This window comes from Spongiactinospora gelatinilytica, from assembly GCF_003236385.1.
Taxonomy (GTDB): domain Bacteria; phylum Actinomycetota; class Actinomycetes; order Streptosporangiales; family Streptosporangiaceae; genus Spongiactinospora; species Spongiactinospora gelatinilytica.
Genome location: NZ_POUA01000015.1, coordinates 1 through 14,850 on the forward strand (window position 1 = coordinate 1; position 14,850 = coordinate 14,850).

At 71.3% G+C, this 14,850-nt stretch carries 12 protein-coding genes; 5 read left to right on the plus strand and 7 right to left on the minus strand.

The annotated features are described in order from the left end of the window. Nucleotides 1–316, plus strand: a 316-nt coding sequence (locus C1I98_RS03555; RefSeq protein WP_158557899.1) for a LysE family translocator, incomplete at its 5' end; no start/stop codon positions are given. Between the two features lie 3 nt (nucleotides 317–319). On the opposite strand, the gene C1I98_RS03560 is transcribed toward C1I98_RS03555, so the two are convergent. From C1I98_RS03560 to C1I98_RS03575, 4 genes are all read right to left on the minus strand, one after another. Beyond that, complete coding sequence (locus C1I98_RS03560) at nucleotides 320–802, minus strand: flavin reductase family protein (RefSeq protein ID WP_111165619.1); 483 nt, start codon at nucleotides 800–802, stop codon at nucleotides 320–322. Continuing rightward, a complete protein-coding gene (locus C1I98_RS03565) occupies nucleotides 799–2,022 on the minus strand; it encodes a styrene monooxygenase/indole monooxygenase family protein (protein ID WP_111165620.1) in 1,224 nt (407 codons plus the stop codon). Before C1I98_RS03565 ends, C1I98_RS03560 begins: the two co-directional genes overlap by 4 nt. 112 nt (nucleotides 2,023–2,134) lie before the next feature. Continuing rightward, on the minus strand, nucleotides 2,135–3,109 hold the full coding sequence (locus C1I98_RS03570) for an AraC family transcriptional regulator (protein ID WP_111165621.1): 975 nt from the start codon (nucleotides 3,107–3,109) through the stop codon (nucleotides 2,135–2,137). Between the two features lie 1,608 nt (nucleotides 3,110–4,717). Then, nucleotides 4,718–5,842, minus strand: a complete 1,125-nt coding sequence (locus tag C1I98_RS03575; RefSeq protein ID WP_111165622.1) for an FAD-dependent monooxygenase — start codon at nucleotides 5,840–5,842, stop codon at nucleotides 4,718–4,720. 91 nt (nucleotides 5,843–5,933) lie between these two features. On the opposite strand from C1I98_RS03575, the gene C1I98_RS03580 reads away from it, so the two are divergent. From C1I98_RS03580 to C1I98_RS03595, 4 genes are all read left to right on the plus strand, one after another. Then, nucleotides 5,934–6,821: a GntR family transcriptional regulator gene (locus C1I98_RS03580; protein WP_111165623.1), complete on the plus strand. Its 888-nt coding sequence runs from the start codon at nucleotides 5,934–5,936 to the stop codon at nucleotides 6,819–6,821. Nucleotides 6,822–6,966: 145 nt separating this feature from the next. Continuing rightward, the gene (locus C1I98_RS03585; RefSeq protein ID WP_233507138.1) at nucleotides 6,967–7,617 is read left to right on the plus strand and encodes a GntR family transcriptional regulator; all 651 of its coding nucleotides are present in this window, start codon (nucleotides 6,967–6,969) and stop codon (nucleotides 7,615–7,617) included. Nucleotides 7,618–7,646: 29 nt separating this feature from the next. After that, entirely contained in the window at nucleotides 7,647–9,191 is a 1,545-nt protein-coding gene (locus tag C1I98_RS03590) for an aldehyde dehydrogenase family protein (protein WP_111165624.1), read from the plus strand. A 42-nt stretch (nucleotides 9,192–9,233) separates the two neighbouring features. Continuing rightward, entirely contained in the window at nucleotides 9,234–9,962 is a 729-nt protein-coding gene (locus C1I98_RS03595) for a phytanoyl-CoA dioxygenase family protein (RefSeq protein ID WP_111165625.1), read from the plus strand. Here C1I98_RS03595 and C1I98_RS03600 read toward each other — a convergent pair. From C1I98_RS03600 to C1I98_RS03610, 3 genes are all read right to left on the minus strand, one after another. Continuing rightward, complete coding sequence (locus C1I98_RS03600; RefSeq protein WP_111165626.1) at nucleotides 9,959–12,721, minus strand: outer membrane protein assembly factor BamB family protein; 2,763 nt, start codon at nucleotides 12,719–12,721, stop codon at nucleotides 9,959–9,961. The two genes, C1I98_RS03595 and C1I98_RS03600, sit on opposite strands and share 4 nt — an antisense overlap. Then, on the minus strand, nucleotides 12,679–13,485 hold the full coding sequence (locus tag C1I98_RS03605) for a hypothetical protein (protein WP_111165627.1): 807 nt from the start codon (nucleotides 13,483–13,485) through the stop codon (nucleotides 12,679–12,681). The genes C1I98_RS03600 and C1I98_RS03605 overlap by 43 nt, the downstream gene beginning before the upstream one ends. A gap of 322 nt (nucleotides 13,486–13,807) precedes the next feature. After that, entirely contained in the window at nucleotides 13,808–14,575 is a 768-nt protein-coding gene (locus tag C1I98_RS03610; RefSeq protein ID WP_233507141.1) for an NPP1 family protein, read from the minus strand. Nucleotides 14,576–14,850 lie beyond the last annotated feature (275 nt).

The window sequence follows — 14,850 nt, forward strand, 5'->3', positions numbered from 1 at the left end:
GATCGACGGATCGGCCGCGTCGGCCTGGGTGGGCTTTCGGCGGGGGCTGCTGACCAACCTGCTCAACCCCAAGGTCATCGTCTTCTACGTGGCGCTGATGCCGCAGTTCCTCGGGGACGCCCCGGCCTTCGGGGCGACGTTGCTGCTGAGCGCGATAGCGGCGGGGGTGTGTCTGGTGTGGTTCGTCCTGGTGGCGAATGTCGTGGGGGCGTTGCGGCGGTTGTTCACCCGCCGGGCGGTACGGCGGAGCATGGACGCGGTGACCGGTACCGCCCTGGTGGCCCTCGGAGTCGGGGTCGCCGTCAGTCGTTCCTGACGCTCATGCCGCCACGGGCCGGCTCGTGGCGACCGTGCGGTAGCGGCCGGAGTGGAAGATCAGTGGTTCGCCCGCCGAGCGCTCGTGGTGTTCCACCGCGCCGAGGAAGATGTGGTGGTCGCCTCCCGCGTACACGTGCGAGGTACGGCAGGTGAACGTGGCCAGCGTCCCCGCGAGCACGGGCAGGCCCGTGGGGGTGGTGAGCAGGTCCACCCCGGCGAACTTGTCCGGGGCGGGGGTCGCGAACCGGGTGGACAGCTCGTCCTGGCCGGCGGCCAGGACGTTGACCGCGAACCGCCCGGCCCGCAGGAAGACCGGCGCGCTCGGCGCGCGGTCCGACAGGCACCACAGTACGAGCGGCGGGTCCAGGGAGACCGAGGAGAAGGAGTTCACCGTCACGCCCGCGCGCTCGCCGTCCGGGGTCACGGTGGTGACCACCGCCACCCCGGTGGCGAACTGCCCGAGCGCCGCGCGCAGCGATCTCATGCCGCGACCTGCCCGAGGTAGGCCCGCGCCTTGTCGGCGTCCAGGAACCACTCGGTGTAGTCGGTGGGGTCGTCGAAGCCGTTGACGAAGCGGGAGGCGATCTGCGGCACCTGCCCGGCCGCGCCGAGCAGTTCCAGGTGGTGCGGTTCGGCGGGGGCGAGCAGCGCGTTGGTCCAGCGGGTGACGTGCCGGGCCTGCGACCAGAAGCGCTCGAAGGTCCGGCCCATCCATCCCGCGTCGAACGGCTGGTCGCCGCGTTGCAGAATGGCCTGGAGGTAGACCGCGGCGCACTTGGCGGCGTTGTTGCTGCCCTGCCCGGTGATCGGGTCGTTGAGTACGACGACGTCGGCGACGCCGAGCACCGGCGCGCCGGACGGCAGCACGGCGACCGGGTGGCGCACGGTCGGGGCGAACCGCCCGGTCAGCACCGCGTTGGCGTCGGTCAGCTCGATGTCCGCGCAGCGCTCCGCCTCCCAGGGGAAGTAGGTCGCCAGGATCTCGCGGCTGCGCGCCAGGTGCTCGGCGGGGCCGCGTACGTCGCCCCAGCAGTCCATCGGCCCGCCCGGCAACCCCTCGAACACCATGATCTCGCACGGGCCGGTGTGCGTCAGGGCGGGGAACACGAAGTACTCGCCGACGCCCGGCAGCAGGTTGAAGCACACCGCCGAGTGCTCCGGCCGCGGGGTGAGGCCGTTGACGTAGGTGACCGCCAGCGCCCTCTGCGGGGCGTCGTGCGCCGAGCGCGCCGCGTCCCGCTCGAACAGCGAGGCGATCTCCCCCTTCCCGGCCGCGACCAGCACCAGGTCGTACCGGGCCGCGTACTCCTCAAGGTCGCCGGGGGTGGCGTCATGGATGACCAGCTTGCCGCCCAGCCGCTCGAACTCCGCCAGCCAGGCCGGCATCTTGACCCGCTGGTCCACCGCGGCGGCCGGCGCGTGCAGCCGGGCCGACCAGCCGAGCGCCTTGCCGCCGCCGGGGGCCGGGACCGACAGCTCGATGCCCTCGATGGGCGGGCAGACGTCCGCCCAGCGGTCCAGGCCGAGCGCCCGCTCATGCGCCCGCGCGGTGCCGAACATGCACTGGCCGGACATCACCCGGCCGTCGCGGATCGACTCGGGGGTGCGGTTGGAGACCACGGTGACGTCGTAGCCGTTCTGGAGCAGGCCGATGGCCAGGTGCAACCCGGCCTGGCCGGCGCCGACGACGAGGATTTCACGCATGGAGGGCGTCCCTTCTGTGGTGATCTGGGGTGACACTGAAACGGTACGAAGACGGGGGCCGGGTGATCCATCCACTGAGCGCGGATCTCATCCATCCGGCGCGGGGTCGCGTTCAGCCGCGGCGCAGGGTCTCCGACGGGTGCCTGCCGTACCTCTGCCGGTACTGCGCGGCGAACCGCCCCTGGTGCAGGAAACCCCAGCGGGCGGCCACGGTCGTGACGGTAGTGCGGGACGGGTCCCCGGCGGACAGCTCCTCGTGCGCCCTGGCCAGCCGTACCTCGCGGAGCCGGGCCATCGGCGTACGGCCCAGGTGGGCACGGAAGCCCTCCTGGAGCGAGCGGCCACTGACCGCCACGGCCCGCGCGACGTCCTCGGTGGTGATCGGCAGGTGCGCATGCTGCTCGATGAACTCAAGTGCCCGCCGCACCACCTTGGGCAGCGCCGGGGGCCGGGGGGCCGTCAGCCGCTCCCGGTAGTTGGAGGGCTGCATCGTGAGCAGCGAAGTGACCAGCGCGTTCTCCAGGTGCGCGATGGCCAGGGGCTGCGCGGTCAGCCCGTCGTCGTGCTCGGCCTCCCTGACGATCAGGTCGGCCATCCCGCGCCAGGCGCGCGCCCAGCCCGCGGTGAGGTCCACGCCCAGGTCGAAGACGATCGGCCGGTCGAGCGGTTCGCCGAGCAACTGCTCCAGCGCGCACTCGATCGCCGTGCGCTCGAACTTGACGATCAACTGCGGGGTGCCCGCCGCCCACCGCATGTCCAGGTGCCTGGTGGGGGAGGGCAGGGCGGCGGTCTCGGGCGTCGAGACGATCTCCTGGTCGCCCCCGCGGATCAGGCTCCGCCCGGCCAGCGGGATCATGACCAGGAAGAACGTGCCCAGGTCACCCGGCTCGATCCGGACGTCGGCCCCGTAGTCCAGGTAACTGATCCGTACCGAGCCGAGCCCCACCGAGTTGAACCGCGCCGACAGCAACGACGCCGCCCCGGCGAGGTCCAGCTTGTGCGGGCAGAAGATCCGGCCCACCTCGTCCCGTACCTCGTCAAGGTCGCTGCTGGCGAGAACCGGCCTGTTGCCGAGCAGCACGTCCATCCATCCCCCGCTCCGACGAACCTCTCGCCGGATCATGGCTGGGTGGATCTGGACCGATCCAGGTAAAAAGACACGTTCAGGTAGATCGCAGATCCAAGTCCGGTGAGCCGTCCGCGACTCTCCGGTGTCCGGCGAGGTGGAGCCCGGCGAGCCGGGCTCCGCTGATGTGCGGGGGCGGCTGATCGGCTTTCTGGCCGGTCGGGTGGCTCCAGACGGGCGGCTGCTCGACGCGTGTGAGAGCCGCATCCTGGAATCCGCGCTGTTCCTCCGCCTGTTGCAGGCCGAGGACACCGGCCCCGGCGAGCAGCGGGCGCTGACCGAGTACCTGACCATGGCGGAGCCCGTGGACGAGGGCAGCGCGATCATCTGGGCCGCCGCGCTGGGGCACCCCGACCCGGCCCGCGCGGACCGGTTCCGCGCCACCTTCACGCACAGCACGGGCGAGCGCAAACAGGTCCTCCTCGCCACCGTCTTCGCGCTGTTCGGCCTGGCGCCCATGGCCGACCTGCCGGTCGTCCCCTACGGCGGGCAGGCCCTGTGGACCGAGCTCGTCCTGTGCGCGAGCAACATCCTCGGCGCCCACGCCCGTGGCCGGTCCGACCCCGAGGACCAGGCGTTCCTCGCGGGCCGCCTGGCCACCGGCACGTTGCTGGGGCGGCCCTGGCAGGGCAACGTGCTCGCCCACCTGATCGCCCTGCACGCGCTGCGCACCTTCGAGCCCAAGGGGGCGCTGCTGGGCGCCGGGCTCGCGGCCGTGTCCGGCACCCGGCGGCCCGATGGCGGCGTCCCGTTCGTCGGCTCCCAGGACGTCTATCTCACCGCGATGGCCGGGATCGCGCTGGCGGCCTGCGGCGAGCGGCCCGAAGTGGTGGCCCGGATGGCCGACTGGATCGCGAGCGCGCAACTGCCCGACGGCGCATGGGGCTACTGCACCGAGACCGTCCAGACCGACGTGGACGACACCTCCCGGTGCGTGGAGTTCCTGCGCGCGGTCGATCCCGGCCGCCACCAGGCGGTGATCATGGCGGCCGAGCGCTACCTCACCGGCACGGCGGGGCCCGACGGCGGGTTCCCCACCTACCTGGCCGGGCATCCGTCCGAGCCCGACATGACCGCCGGTGCCGTCGTGGCACTGAGCGGGGGGTGGGACCGGCACGCCGATGTGCTCGGCGCGGCGGTCGAATACCTGCTGGGCCAGGGCCGCGACGACGGCACCTACGAGCGGAGCTGGACGCTCAGCGAGTCCAGCGTCATCTGCCACGTCCTCGACGCGCTGCACCGGGACACCGAGGGCGTCGAACGCATGATGATCCTCATGGACCGGGTGACCACCCTGTTCATCCGGATGCGCGACCGGCTCCGGCTGCGCCGCCCCGATCTGACCCACTACCTGTCGGGGCTGGAGCACTACATCGGCGGATCGCTCGACTGGGCGCTCACCAGCGACCGCTACCTCTACCTCGACGGTCAGGGCGGGTCCCCGGCCTTCGAGCCCGGCGGCGGCGCCTCACCCCGCGCGACGACTCCACCGATCCGCCCCCCATCCCGTCCATCGCCTGGTGGTGGCGGCACGACCCCGGCACACGGTTTCGGAGTTGACCATGGGCGTCAGAGGTCGGGGAGCCGGATCGCGTTCTTGGCGTGGTCGACTCCGGACTCCTCGGTGGGTTCGTGTTCCATGGCCTCGCGGTTCTGTTCGATCAACGCCTGGTTGAGGGTGACGAAGGGGCGCATTCTGGCCTCGTACGCGGCGAAGGCGGCCTCGTGGTTCGGTGCCGTGGACAGTTCGGCCGCCAGGACATACGCGCCGACCAGCGCCAGGCTGGTGCCCTGGCCGGACAACGGAGAGGGACAGTAGCCCGCGTCGCCGAGCAGGGTCACCCGGCCCGCCGACCAGTGGTCCATGTGGACCTGCGCCATCGAGTCGAAGTAGAAGTCCGGGGCCGCCCACATGGCCTTGAGCAGGCGGGGGACCTCCCAGCGCACATGTGCGCAGTGGTCGGCGATGAGCCGCTTCTGCGCCTGGACGTCGCGGTGGTCGTACTCGATCGGCTCCTCGCTCTGGAAGCCGAGATTGACGCGCAGTTCGGTGTTGCCGCGCACCGGGTAGACCGCGCCGCCCGCCGGCCCGTCGTTGAACCACGTCTGCCAGTCCGCGAGGCCGAGGTAGTTGTCCGTGGAGAAGATCGACAGGTAGGTCCCGAAGTGCCGGACGTACTCCCGCTCCGGGCCGAAGGCGAGCCCGCGTACGTTGGAGTGCAGCCCGTCCGCGCCCACCACCAGGTCGAAGGCGCGGGGAGCGGAGCGCTCGAAGGTGACGCGCACGCCATGCTCGTCCTGGGTCAGTGACGTGATCGAGTCGCCGAAGACGTACTCGACGTCCTGTCGCGCCCGTTCGTGCAACAGGCCGGTGAGGTCCTCACGGAGCACCTCTATGTCGTCGCCGCCGAGCCGGCCGCTGGACAGCGCGACCTCCGTGGACCGCCACAGCTCGTTGCCGTCGCCGTCCAGCATCGAGGTGCCTTTCATGTGGGTGCGCAGGCCCCGCAGTTCGGCCAGGACGCCCAGGCGTTCGGCGACGGTGAGCGCGGCGCCGCGCACGTCGATCGCCTGGCCGCCGGGGCGGGGCGCGGGGGCGCGTTCGACGACGGTGACGGTGAAGCCGTGGCGGCGGAGGAAGAACGCGAGCGCCGGCCCGCCGACGCTCGCCCCTGAGATCAGTACGGAAGTCATGGATCCTTGGTATTCCCGGCCGCCGCCGGCCGTCCAACTGTGCTAGCCCAGTTCCGCCCGCTCCCGACCTCAACTGTGCTAGGACAGATGGATGGACTCACCGTACCTGCGGATCGCGGCCGAGCTGCGCCGGCGCATCCGGGAGGGCGAGCTGGCCCCCGGCGGCAAGGCGCCCTCGACCCGTGCCCTGGCCCGGGAGTTCACGGTGGCCACGGCCACCGCGGCACGGGCGCTCGCCGTGCTGAAGGACGAGGGTCTGCTCACGGCCCGCCCCCGGTCGGGGACGGTGGTGGCGGTCGCGCCGAGCCGTCCCCGGCGGCGCGCCAGGCCGGTGGAGCTGACCCGGGAGGCGATCGTGCGGGAGGGGATCGCCATCGCCGACGCCGAAGGGCTGGGCGCGGTGACCGTCCGGGCCGTGGCGGCCCGGCTCGGCGTCGCGGCGGCGGCGGTCCACCGGCAGGTGCGCGGCAGGGACGAGCTGGTCCGGCTCATGGCCGACCTCGCCTACGGCGAGGAGCGGCATCCGGCCGAGGGCCTGGACGGGCGGGAGCGGCTGGCGGCGGTCGCCCGTACGCTGTGGCGCATCTACCGGCGGCACCCGTGGCTGTCGATCCTCACCCCGCTCGGCCGCCCGCTGACGCTGCCCGGGCTGCTCGGGCACAGCGAGCACATGCTGCGCGCGCTCGACGGCCTCGACTCCCACACCGCGCTCACCATAGAGATCCTGGTCTACGCCTACGTGCAGGGCCTGGCCGTGCACATCGAACGGGAGGCGCAGATGCTGTCGGCCACCGGGCTGTCCAGCGAGCAGTGGCTGGACGTCCACGGAACGCAGATGAAGGCGTTCATGGCCTCCGGCCGGTACCCGCTGTTCACCAAGATGATCACGGGACTCGGCGCGGAGGGGTACGACTTCGACCTCGACCACCTCTTCGAGGCCGGGCTGTCCGCGCTCCTTTCCGGCCTGCGTCTCCCGTGAGCCGGTCTGACCGTGAGCCGGTAGAGGGGGCCTTGACGCATCCGGCGAGACAAAGTTACATACATCTCACACACAACTGATATATCAGTGCGCCGTCGGACTGTAGGCTTTGCCGGGAAAGTACGTCAACACCAGGAGAGCAGGGATGGCGCAGGTGACCGACGGCTTATTGATGGCCGAACGGGCATACGCCTACATACGCGATGAGATCGTCACGACCAGGATCCGGCCGGGCTCGCCCGTCGACGAGGAACGCCTGATGGCGGAGCTCGGCGTGGGCCGCACCCCGGTACGCGAGGCGCTCAAACGCCTGGCGCAGGAGCGCCTGGTCACGGTCTTTCCACGACGCGGCACATTCGCCGCCGACATCCACATCGACGACGACCTCTGGCTGACCGAGGTCCGCGTGCCGATGGAGGGCATCGCCGCCCAGCTCGCCGCCCGCCGGGCCACCGCCCAGCAGCGGGAGAAACTCGCCCGGCTGTCCGACGAGATCACCAAAGAGATCGAGTCGGGGGCCGACCTGAAGCGCCTGGTGCTGTTCGACGCAAAGATCCACCGGTGCGTGTTCAACGCCGCCCAGAACCCCTTCCTGGCCGGCACCCTCACCATGTACCTCAACCTCAGCATCCGGATCTGGTTCCACCGCCTTGACCGGCTGCCGGACCTGGCCCCGCACGTACTCGACCAGCGTGAGGTCATCCAGGCCATCCTCGACCGCGACGGCGAACGCGCCCATGCCGTCGCGCAAGACCACCTGAACGGGTGCTCCCACAGCATCCGCACCGGCTCGTGACGGCCGGTCCGTAGAAGGAGATCGATCGCGTGTCGCACACCGTACGTTCCGTCATCGCCGGGGAGCGTGAGGCCGCCGCCGGGCGGGCCTTCCGCTCGACGAACCCCGCCACCGGCGAACTCGTCGCCGAGGTCCAGCTCAGCGACGCCACCGGCTTCGCCGCCGCCGCCCGCACCGCCAAGCAGGCCCAGCGGGCCTGGGCCGACCTGCCCGCGCCCGCGCGCGGCGAGGTGATCGCCCACGCCGGGCAGCTCGTCCGCGCCAACGCCGAGAAGCTGGCCAGGCTGGTGACCCGCGAGATCGGCAAGCCGCTCAAGGAGGCCAGGGGCGAGGTGCAGGAGGTCATCGACACCTGCACGTTCTTCCTGGGCGAGGGCCGCAGGCTGTACGGCCAGACGGTGCCCTCGGAGATGCCGGACAAGGAACTGTTCACCTTCCGCCAGCCGGTGGGCGTGGCCGCCGTCATCACGGCGGGCAACTTCCCGGTCGCGGTGCCGTCGTGGTACCTGGTGCCGGCGCTGCTGTGCGGCAACGCCGTCGTGTGGAAGCCGGCCGAGTACTCCGCGGCGTCCGCCGAGGCGCTGTACGAGCTGTTCGCCCACGCGGGCCTGCCCGAGGGCGTGCTCAACCTGGTCTTCGCCGACGGCGCGGACACCTTCGCCGGGCTCACCGAGGCGCTGGGCGCCGGCACGGTGAACAAGGTCGGCTTCACCGGCTCCTCGGAGGTCGGCGCGCGCATCGGCGAGCTGTGCGGGCGCCACCTCCAGTCGCCGTGCCTGGAGCTGGGCGGCAAGAACCCGATGGTGGTCACCGCCGACGCCGACCTCGACCAGGCGGTCGAGGGCGCGCTGTTCTCCGGGTTCGGTACGGCGGGGCAGCGCTGCACCTCCCTGGGCACCGCGATCGTGCACGAGTCGGTGCTGCCGGAGTTCCTGCGCCGCTTCGACGAGGCCACCCGCGCGGCGGTGATCGGCGACCCGACCGGCGACGTCCTGTACGGCCCGCTGCTGGACGAGAAGTTCGCCCACTCCTACGAGAAGACGCTCGGCCAGATCGCCTCGCACCACGAGGTGCACGGCTCGACCGCGATCGGCCGGATCGGCGACGAGCGCCCCCGGGCCGGCTTCACCGGCGATTCCGGCGGCCTGTACTACCACCCGGTGATCGTTTCCGGGGTCCGGCCCGGCGACGCGCTGTTCGACACCGAGACCTTCGGCCCGATCGTCGGCGTGACCTCCTACCGGACCCTCGACGAGGCCATCGAACTGGCCAACGCCCCCGGCTACGGCCTGTCCTCGGCGATCTACACCACCGACCCGGCTTCCGCCTTCCGGTTCCGCCGGGGGATCGGCGCGGGCATGGTCAGCGTCAACAACACCACGTCGGGGGCCGAGGCGCACCTGCCGTTCGGCGGCAACGGCAAGTCCGGCAACGGCAGCCGCCAGTCCGGCATGTGGGTGCTCGACCAGTTCACCCGCTGGCAGTCGCTGAACTGGGACTTCTCCGGTCACCTGCAGAAGGCCCAGATGGACATCACCGTCGTCGCCCCCGATCTGGAGTACCGCCTGCCCTGAAATTCGATTTCGGTCCGGCCCGGCGCTCGCTAGGGTGCTCGCATGACCAGCGTGGACATCGACCGTTTCGTCACCGACGGGTTCGTCAAGCTGACGGCGGCCGTGCCGCGTGAAGTCGGCGACGCGGCCAGGGCGCTGCTATGGCAGCGGATCGGCCTGTCGCCCGACGACCCGTCCGGCTGGCGGGAGCCGGTGGTGTGGACGGCCGACCTCACCGGGGAGGGCCCCTTCGGGCAGATCATGACCAGCCCGAAGCTGTACCGGGCACTCGACGAGATCGCCGGGCCCGGCGGCTGGGCGCCGCGTGCCGCCCTCGGCAACATGCCGATCCGCTTCCCCGGCCGGTCGCCCGTCGACGACCGGGGCTGGCACATCGACGCCTCCGTCGCCCGGCCCGACGGCTCGTGGGCCGTGTCCGGGCGGCCGGAGGCGATGTTGCTGCTGGTACTGCTGTCGGACGTGGGGCCGGACGACGCGCCCACCCGCATCCGGGTGGGCTCGCACCATGACGCCGCCAAGGCGCTCGGTGACCAGGTGCTCGACCCCTTCGAGGCCGGTCCGCTGCTGGACGCGGCCTCGGAAGGGCGGCCACTGGCGTACGCGACCGGCGCTCCTGGCGACATCTACCTCGTCCACCCGCTGACCGTCCACGCGGCCGACGAACACCGCGGCACCCGGCCCCGCTTCATGTCCCAGGGGCCCATCATGCTCAGCACCCCGGTCACGCAGGACGGCACGAACGCCCTCTCCCGCGCCCTCCGGGCGGGCTAACCGCCGGTGGCGGTGGGCAGCGCGTAGAGGTTGCCGTTCGAGACGCCGAGGTAGACGAAGTCCTTCGTGACGACGGGGCGCGTCTGTACGTCGCCTCCGGTCTGGAAACGCCATCGTTCCCGGCCGGTGGCGGTGTCGAAGGCGTGCAGGACTCCCTGGGCGTCTCCCAGGTACACGGCTCCATCCGCCACCGCCGGGCGGAAGGAGTAGCCGGTGTTCAGCGCGGCGCTCCAGCGCTCCACGCCGGTCGCCGCGTCGAGGGCGTGCAGTCCGCTGTCGGGGCCGCCCGCGTAGACGACGCCCTGGGCCACCACGGGCTCCCAGCCCCTTCCGTCCTCGCCGCCCACTGCGGGGAAGCGCCACAGGCGCCTGCCGGAGCGGGTGTCCAGCGCGTACGTCGTGCCGAACTTGTTGGCGAAGTACACGATTCCGCCGGCCACCACGGGGCGGAAGCCGACGGTCCCGTGGACCTGCGAACTCCAGCGGACCTTCCCGGAGACGGCGTCCAGCGCGCGGACGTCGCCGCTCTCGCTCGCGGCGTAGACCACGTCGCCGGTCCGTGCCAGATGGACGGTGTCGTTTCGTCCGCCGACCGGCGAGCGCCACCTGCGGGCTCCGGTGCGGGGGTCCAGCGCGTACAGCATGCCGTTGACGTCGCCGACATGGACGGCCGCTCCGGCGATCAAGGGGGTGGGGGCGGCGAAATCGCCCGGCGGCCGGAAGGTCCACAGCCTCCGGCCGGTGGTCGCGTCCAGGGCGACGAGCTCGGCGTTCGGCGCGTCGGTGAAGGTGGTCCAGGCGTAGAGGCGGCCTTGAGAGACCACTGGCGTCGTGCTGACCTCCATTTCGCGGCTCCACCTTTTCCGGCCGGTGGCCGCGTCCAGCGCCACCAGCCGCTCGTCGGCCGCCGCGAACACGGTGCCGTCGGCCGCCACCTGAACGTGGGCGCCCACATCGCCCATTCGGTAGCGCCACCGCTCCGCGCCGGTGGCGGCGTCCAGTGAGTGCACCGTGCCGTCGTCGCTCGTGGCGTGGACGACACCACGGGCCACCACCGGATCGGCGTAGAAGGCCCCGTCGGCCGGGAGGTTCCAGCCGCGCGGGCGCGGGCCGGCGGGGGCGCGGACGCCCGGCTGGTAACGTGCGAGCAGGTTGTCCCGCAGCAACGGGGAGATCAGCCGCACCGCCGGCCGTGACGAGGAGCTGATCCGGACGATGACGGGGCCCACATTGATGATCGTCGCACCGAGATACCCGGTCGGCCGGGCCCGCGTGTAGGACAGGAAACCGGGGCCTTCCGTGGTCGGATCATGGGCGTTGGCCGCCTTGACGGCCGCTACCTCGGCGGCGAACAGCTTTCGCGCCCCCGCGCTCGACGGCGACACCGCCTCCACGGAGACCGAGACGACGGCGCCGTCGTCCGTGCGCGGAATCCAGTCGCATTTCGCCGGCGTCGTACCGGCGAGATGGTCCGAGCCCGGCAGCACGCGGTAACCCTCGGCGAAAACCGAAAGGTCACGGCCGGCCAGCAGGGAGCAGGCGGGCGGCCAGGCACTCGCCGGGACACCACCGAACCGGGCGGGCCCGCGCGCAGGACCGTAGCCCAGCTTGTACGCGGTGATCCGGTCGTCACCGGGGACGGTGCCGTGCACGAAGGCCATGTCCTGGATCGAGCCGATCAGGGTGGCGTGCTCGTGCGGCACGTCCAGCGGCAGCCCGCCGAGCCGCCCGGTGCCGGGGTCCAGCGACACCAGAAACGCGGGCAACGGCCACCGGTTCTCCGGGGTGGCCTCGCGCCGGTGGGCCGCCTCGGAGTAGGAGTCGGCGAACAGGGGCGGGCTCCAGCGGCGCGGGCTCGGTATGCCGGTGGCCTCCCTGGCGCCGGGCAGCGGGCGGCCGTCAGCGTCGTAGAAGGAGTCGTCCGACCCGACCCTGACCCGGAGGTGCCCATCCGCGTTGGTCGTGACGGAGAGATAGGGGTCCTCCAGCGCCGCGAAGGGCGAGGTCAGCGGGCGCGTCCAGGCGGGCCGCAGGGTGCGCGGGGTCAGCGAGGCGAGCTGTGGCCCGGTGCGCGCGCAGTGGCTGAGCAGGACCACCGCTCGCGGGGTCGCGGCGCTGCGCATGTCGCACCCCTGCGCGTACGTCGTCCGAGCCGTGGTCGCGCCGGTCCGCAGATCGAGGGCGTGCGCGACGACGGGCTCGGCCGACCGCTCGAACACGATGATGCCGCGCTCGGTCACCATGATCGGTGAGTCCAGGTACTCCAGGTTCACACTCATCGGCACCTGGTGAAAGGCGATCGTGCGCCGCCACCGCACGGCACCCGTGGCCAGGTCATGAGCCTCCAGGGTCTTCTCGGCCTGGTCCGGTGTCCCGCTCTCCGGTGTCCCTCTCGACACGACCAGGACGTCCGCCGCGATCCACACCCCCGTGATGGGCTCGGTGCGTGCGGGGACGGTCCGCCTCAGCTCACCGGTACGCAGATCATGGATCCGCAGGCCACCCTCGCGTGTCGCCACGGCGAGCGCGTCGCCGGACACGGCGTGCCGCGGGGTCTCGAAGGACGGTGGGTTGGCGGGCAGGTCCGTGCGCATCGACCAGGCCACCCGCCATTCGGCGGGCACCGGCCGGAACCGCGGGGCATCGGCGACCGCGGCCGGGTAGGCCGCCATGACCATCGCGGCCAGGACCGCCACCGAACGGGGGCCGAGCACGGTCAGCACTCCCCGGGCTTCTGGTTCTTCTCGACCTTCGCGCATGCGGCGGCGCGGGAGAGGGGCTGCCAGCCGCCCAGTGCGGAGCGGCCGTAGTAGGCGCGGTAGCGGTCGGCGATGCCGCTCACCCGGAACGGGCGGCCGTCGGGGCCTTTGATCGTTATCTGTTCGGTCCGGTCGCCCTCCGCGAGCACGGTGACCTGGAGATCGAACTCGTAGTACGCCGCCGAGCCCGTTATGGACATGACCAGCGTGACCGGCTCGTCGCGTTTCAGGTCGATCTGCTTTTTCCGGAAGTAGGAGGTGCCCGGGTCTCTGGCGGTGTCTTCGGTGGTGTCTCTGGTGGTGGTGAAGCGGGGGGCCGGCTGGTCCAGGTCGGCGGACAGTTCGATGGTCTTGGCCACTCCCTCGGGGGCGTAGACGAACAGCGCGCCGTCCGAGACCGGCTTGCGGGCGAGGACGCGTGGGATGATGTCGATGATGCGCAGGCTGCTGCGGTTGCCGGCCAGAACGGCTGTGACGTCCGTCGTTCCGAGCGGGGCCCAGTCGTGGCTCGCCATGATCGCGTCCCGGCTGGAGCCGGAACCGGCGCCCAGCAGGAGCGCCCGCTCCCCGGGGTCGGTCACCGGCCGGCGCAGCGTGGTGTGCCGCGTGGTGTAGTCCACGGCCACGTGGCCGATGGTGAGCGGGGGCTGTCCGCTGATCCTTTCGACGGTGTCGGGGCCGCTTGTGTTGAACCAGTCGGTGAACACGATGCCGATCGCCGCGACGATCACGGCACCGAGGATTCCGGCCAGCCATGTCCGCATGGCCTTCCACCGCCCCGCCCCGCTTTGGTCGGTTTCGTGCGCCGGGTCGGTCTTTTGGGCCCGGACGCGGACCGCCGCATTCGCCCGAGTGAACCTGGCCCGCCTCTTCTGGCGCGCTTTGACCATGAGGCTGCCTCCCAGGAGCAATGCGCGGAGTGACTCCCCCTAACGCATAGCTATATACCGGCGAGGCCGTGACGGACAGGTTTTCGGCTGACTCGCGGTACGGCGGACCTGGGAATTGTCCATTTCATCCGATTGCGGCGGAAGTGAGCCCCGGCCCTGGGGCGGGCCGGGGCGGTGATGGGGTGGTGCGCTGGGGTCAGGCCCAGGGGTCGAAGGAGATGCCGCCCGGCTTGGAGGCCGCGAGGTGGCTCTTCATGGTCTCGGTACCGAGCTTGATGGTGGCCCGGCCGTAACTGGTGTGATAAATGAACTGGTTGCGGAAGTCCACGCTGGGATAGCCGTTCCAGCCCACCAGGCGCGGATAGAACCACCCGCCGGTGTGGTTCTCGATCGCCTCGTCGCCGCTGTTGGCCAGGCGGAAGCAGTGCGTCGAACCGCCGTCCTTGTGATAGACGACCTTCGGGTGGGTGCCGCTGGAATCGAAGCGCACGCTCGAACGGTGGTGGGTCTCCCAGTAGTCGTGCTCGGAGTAGGAAACGTACTGCACCTGGTTGTTCTGCACCCACACGACGACGTGCTCGAAGTCGTGCCGGTGGCCGCAGCCCGGTTCGACGCTACAGCCGTCCACCGTCTGGTCCTTTTCGAAATAGCTGGCGTACATGATCGCGCACCAGCCGTTGTTGCACTTCGCCCGCGCGTAGGTGTTGGACTCCTGTAATTGCGCGAGGTCGCGGCAGTTGCCGTTCACCGCGCCGCCGAGGCCCCTGCCCGGGTTGGCGTACCGCGACGAGGTGATGGCCGCCGTGGCGTAACAGCCGTCCTTGTCGTAGTCGTATGCGGGGGAGAACGTCTGCTCCAGGCCGTCTGCGTTCTGCGGCATTTTCGGGATGACGTCGGCCTGGGCGGGATACGCCAGGCCCAACACGAGCGCGAGTGCGCCGAACATGCCCACCAAGGTGCTCACCCACGGTCGCCTGCGCGTCCGTGGCCGGGGGGTCGTTGCGGGGGTCGAACCGGCTGTCGGAGCTGTGGTCATCGCGGCCCTTTCCTCTTCTTCGATGGCCCGGAACGTGTTCTCCGGCGGAATCCGGGCGCGCGGCCGGAACGGAGGAGCATCGGCCGCGCGCCCGCATTCAGCATCCGCCGGGGGCCGCCTTTCGTCACCAGGTGACGGTCGCCCGTGTCGTGAATTTCCGATTGCTGCCTGCCGGCCACCGGTCGTCCGGCTCGCAGCGGGGG

What these genes read in the sequence shown, in the direction of transcription:
- C1I98_RS03595 (WP_111165625.1), top strand. Translation starts at nt 9,234, where the DNA reads ATGACCAGCGTGGACATCGACCGTTTCGTCACCGACGGGTTCGTCAAG.
- C1I98_RS03600 (WP_111165626.1), bottom strand. Translation starts at nt 12,721, where the DNA reads ATGCGCGAAGGTCGAGAAGAACCAGAAGCCCGGGGAGTGCTGACCGTG.
- C1I98_RS03565 (WP_111165620.1), bottom strand. Translation starts at nt 2,022, where the DNA reads ATGCGTGAAATCCTCGTCGTCGGCGCCGGCCAGGCCGGGTTGCACCTG.
- C1I98_RS03605 (WP_111165627.1), bottom strand. Translation starts at nt 13,485, where the DNA reads ATGCGGACATGGCTGGCCGGAATCCTCGGTGCCGTGATCGTCGCGGCG.
- C1I98_RS03575 (WP_111165622.1), bottom strand. Translation starts at nt 5,842, where the DNA reads ATGACTTCCGTACTGATCTCAGGGGCGAGCGTCGGCGGGCCGGCGCTC.
- C1I98_RS03585 (WP_233507138.1), top strand. Translation starts at nt 6,967, where the DNA reads ATGGCGCAGGTGACCGACGGCTTATTGATGGCCGAACGGGCATACGCC.
- C1I98_RS03570 (WP_111165621.1), bottom strand. Translation starts at nt 3,109, where the DNA reads ATGGACGTGCTGCTCGGCAACAGGCCGGTTCTCGCCAGCAGCGACCTT.
- C1I98_RS03580 (WP_111165623.1), top strand. Translation starts at nt 5,934, where the DNA reads ATGGACTCACCGTACCTGCGGATCGCGGCCGAGCTGCGCCGGCGCATC.
- C1I98_RS03560 (WP_111165619.1), bottom strand. Translation starts at nt 802, where the DNA reads ATGAGATCGCTGCGCGCGGCGCTCGGGCAGTTCGCCACCGGGGTGGCG.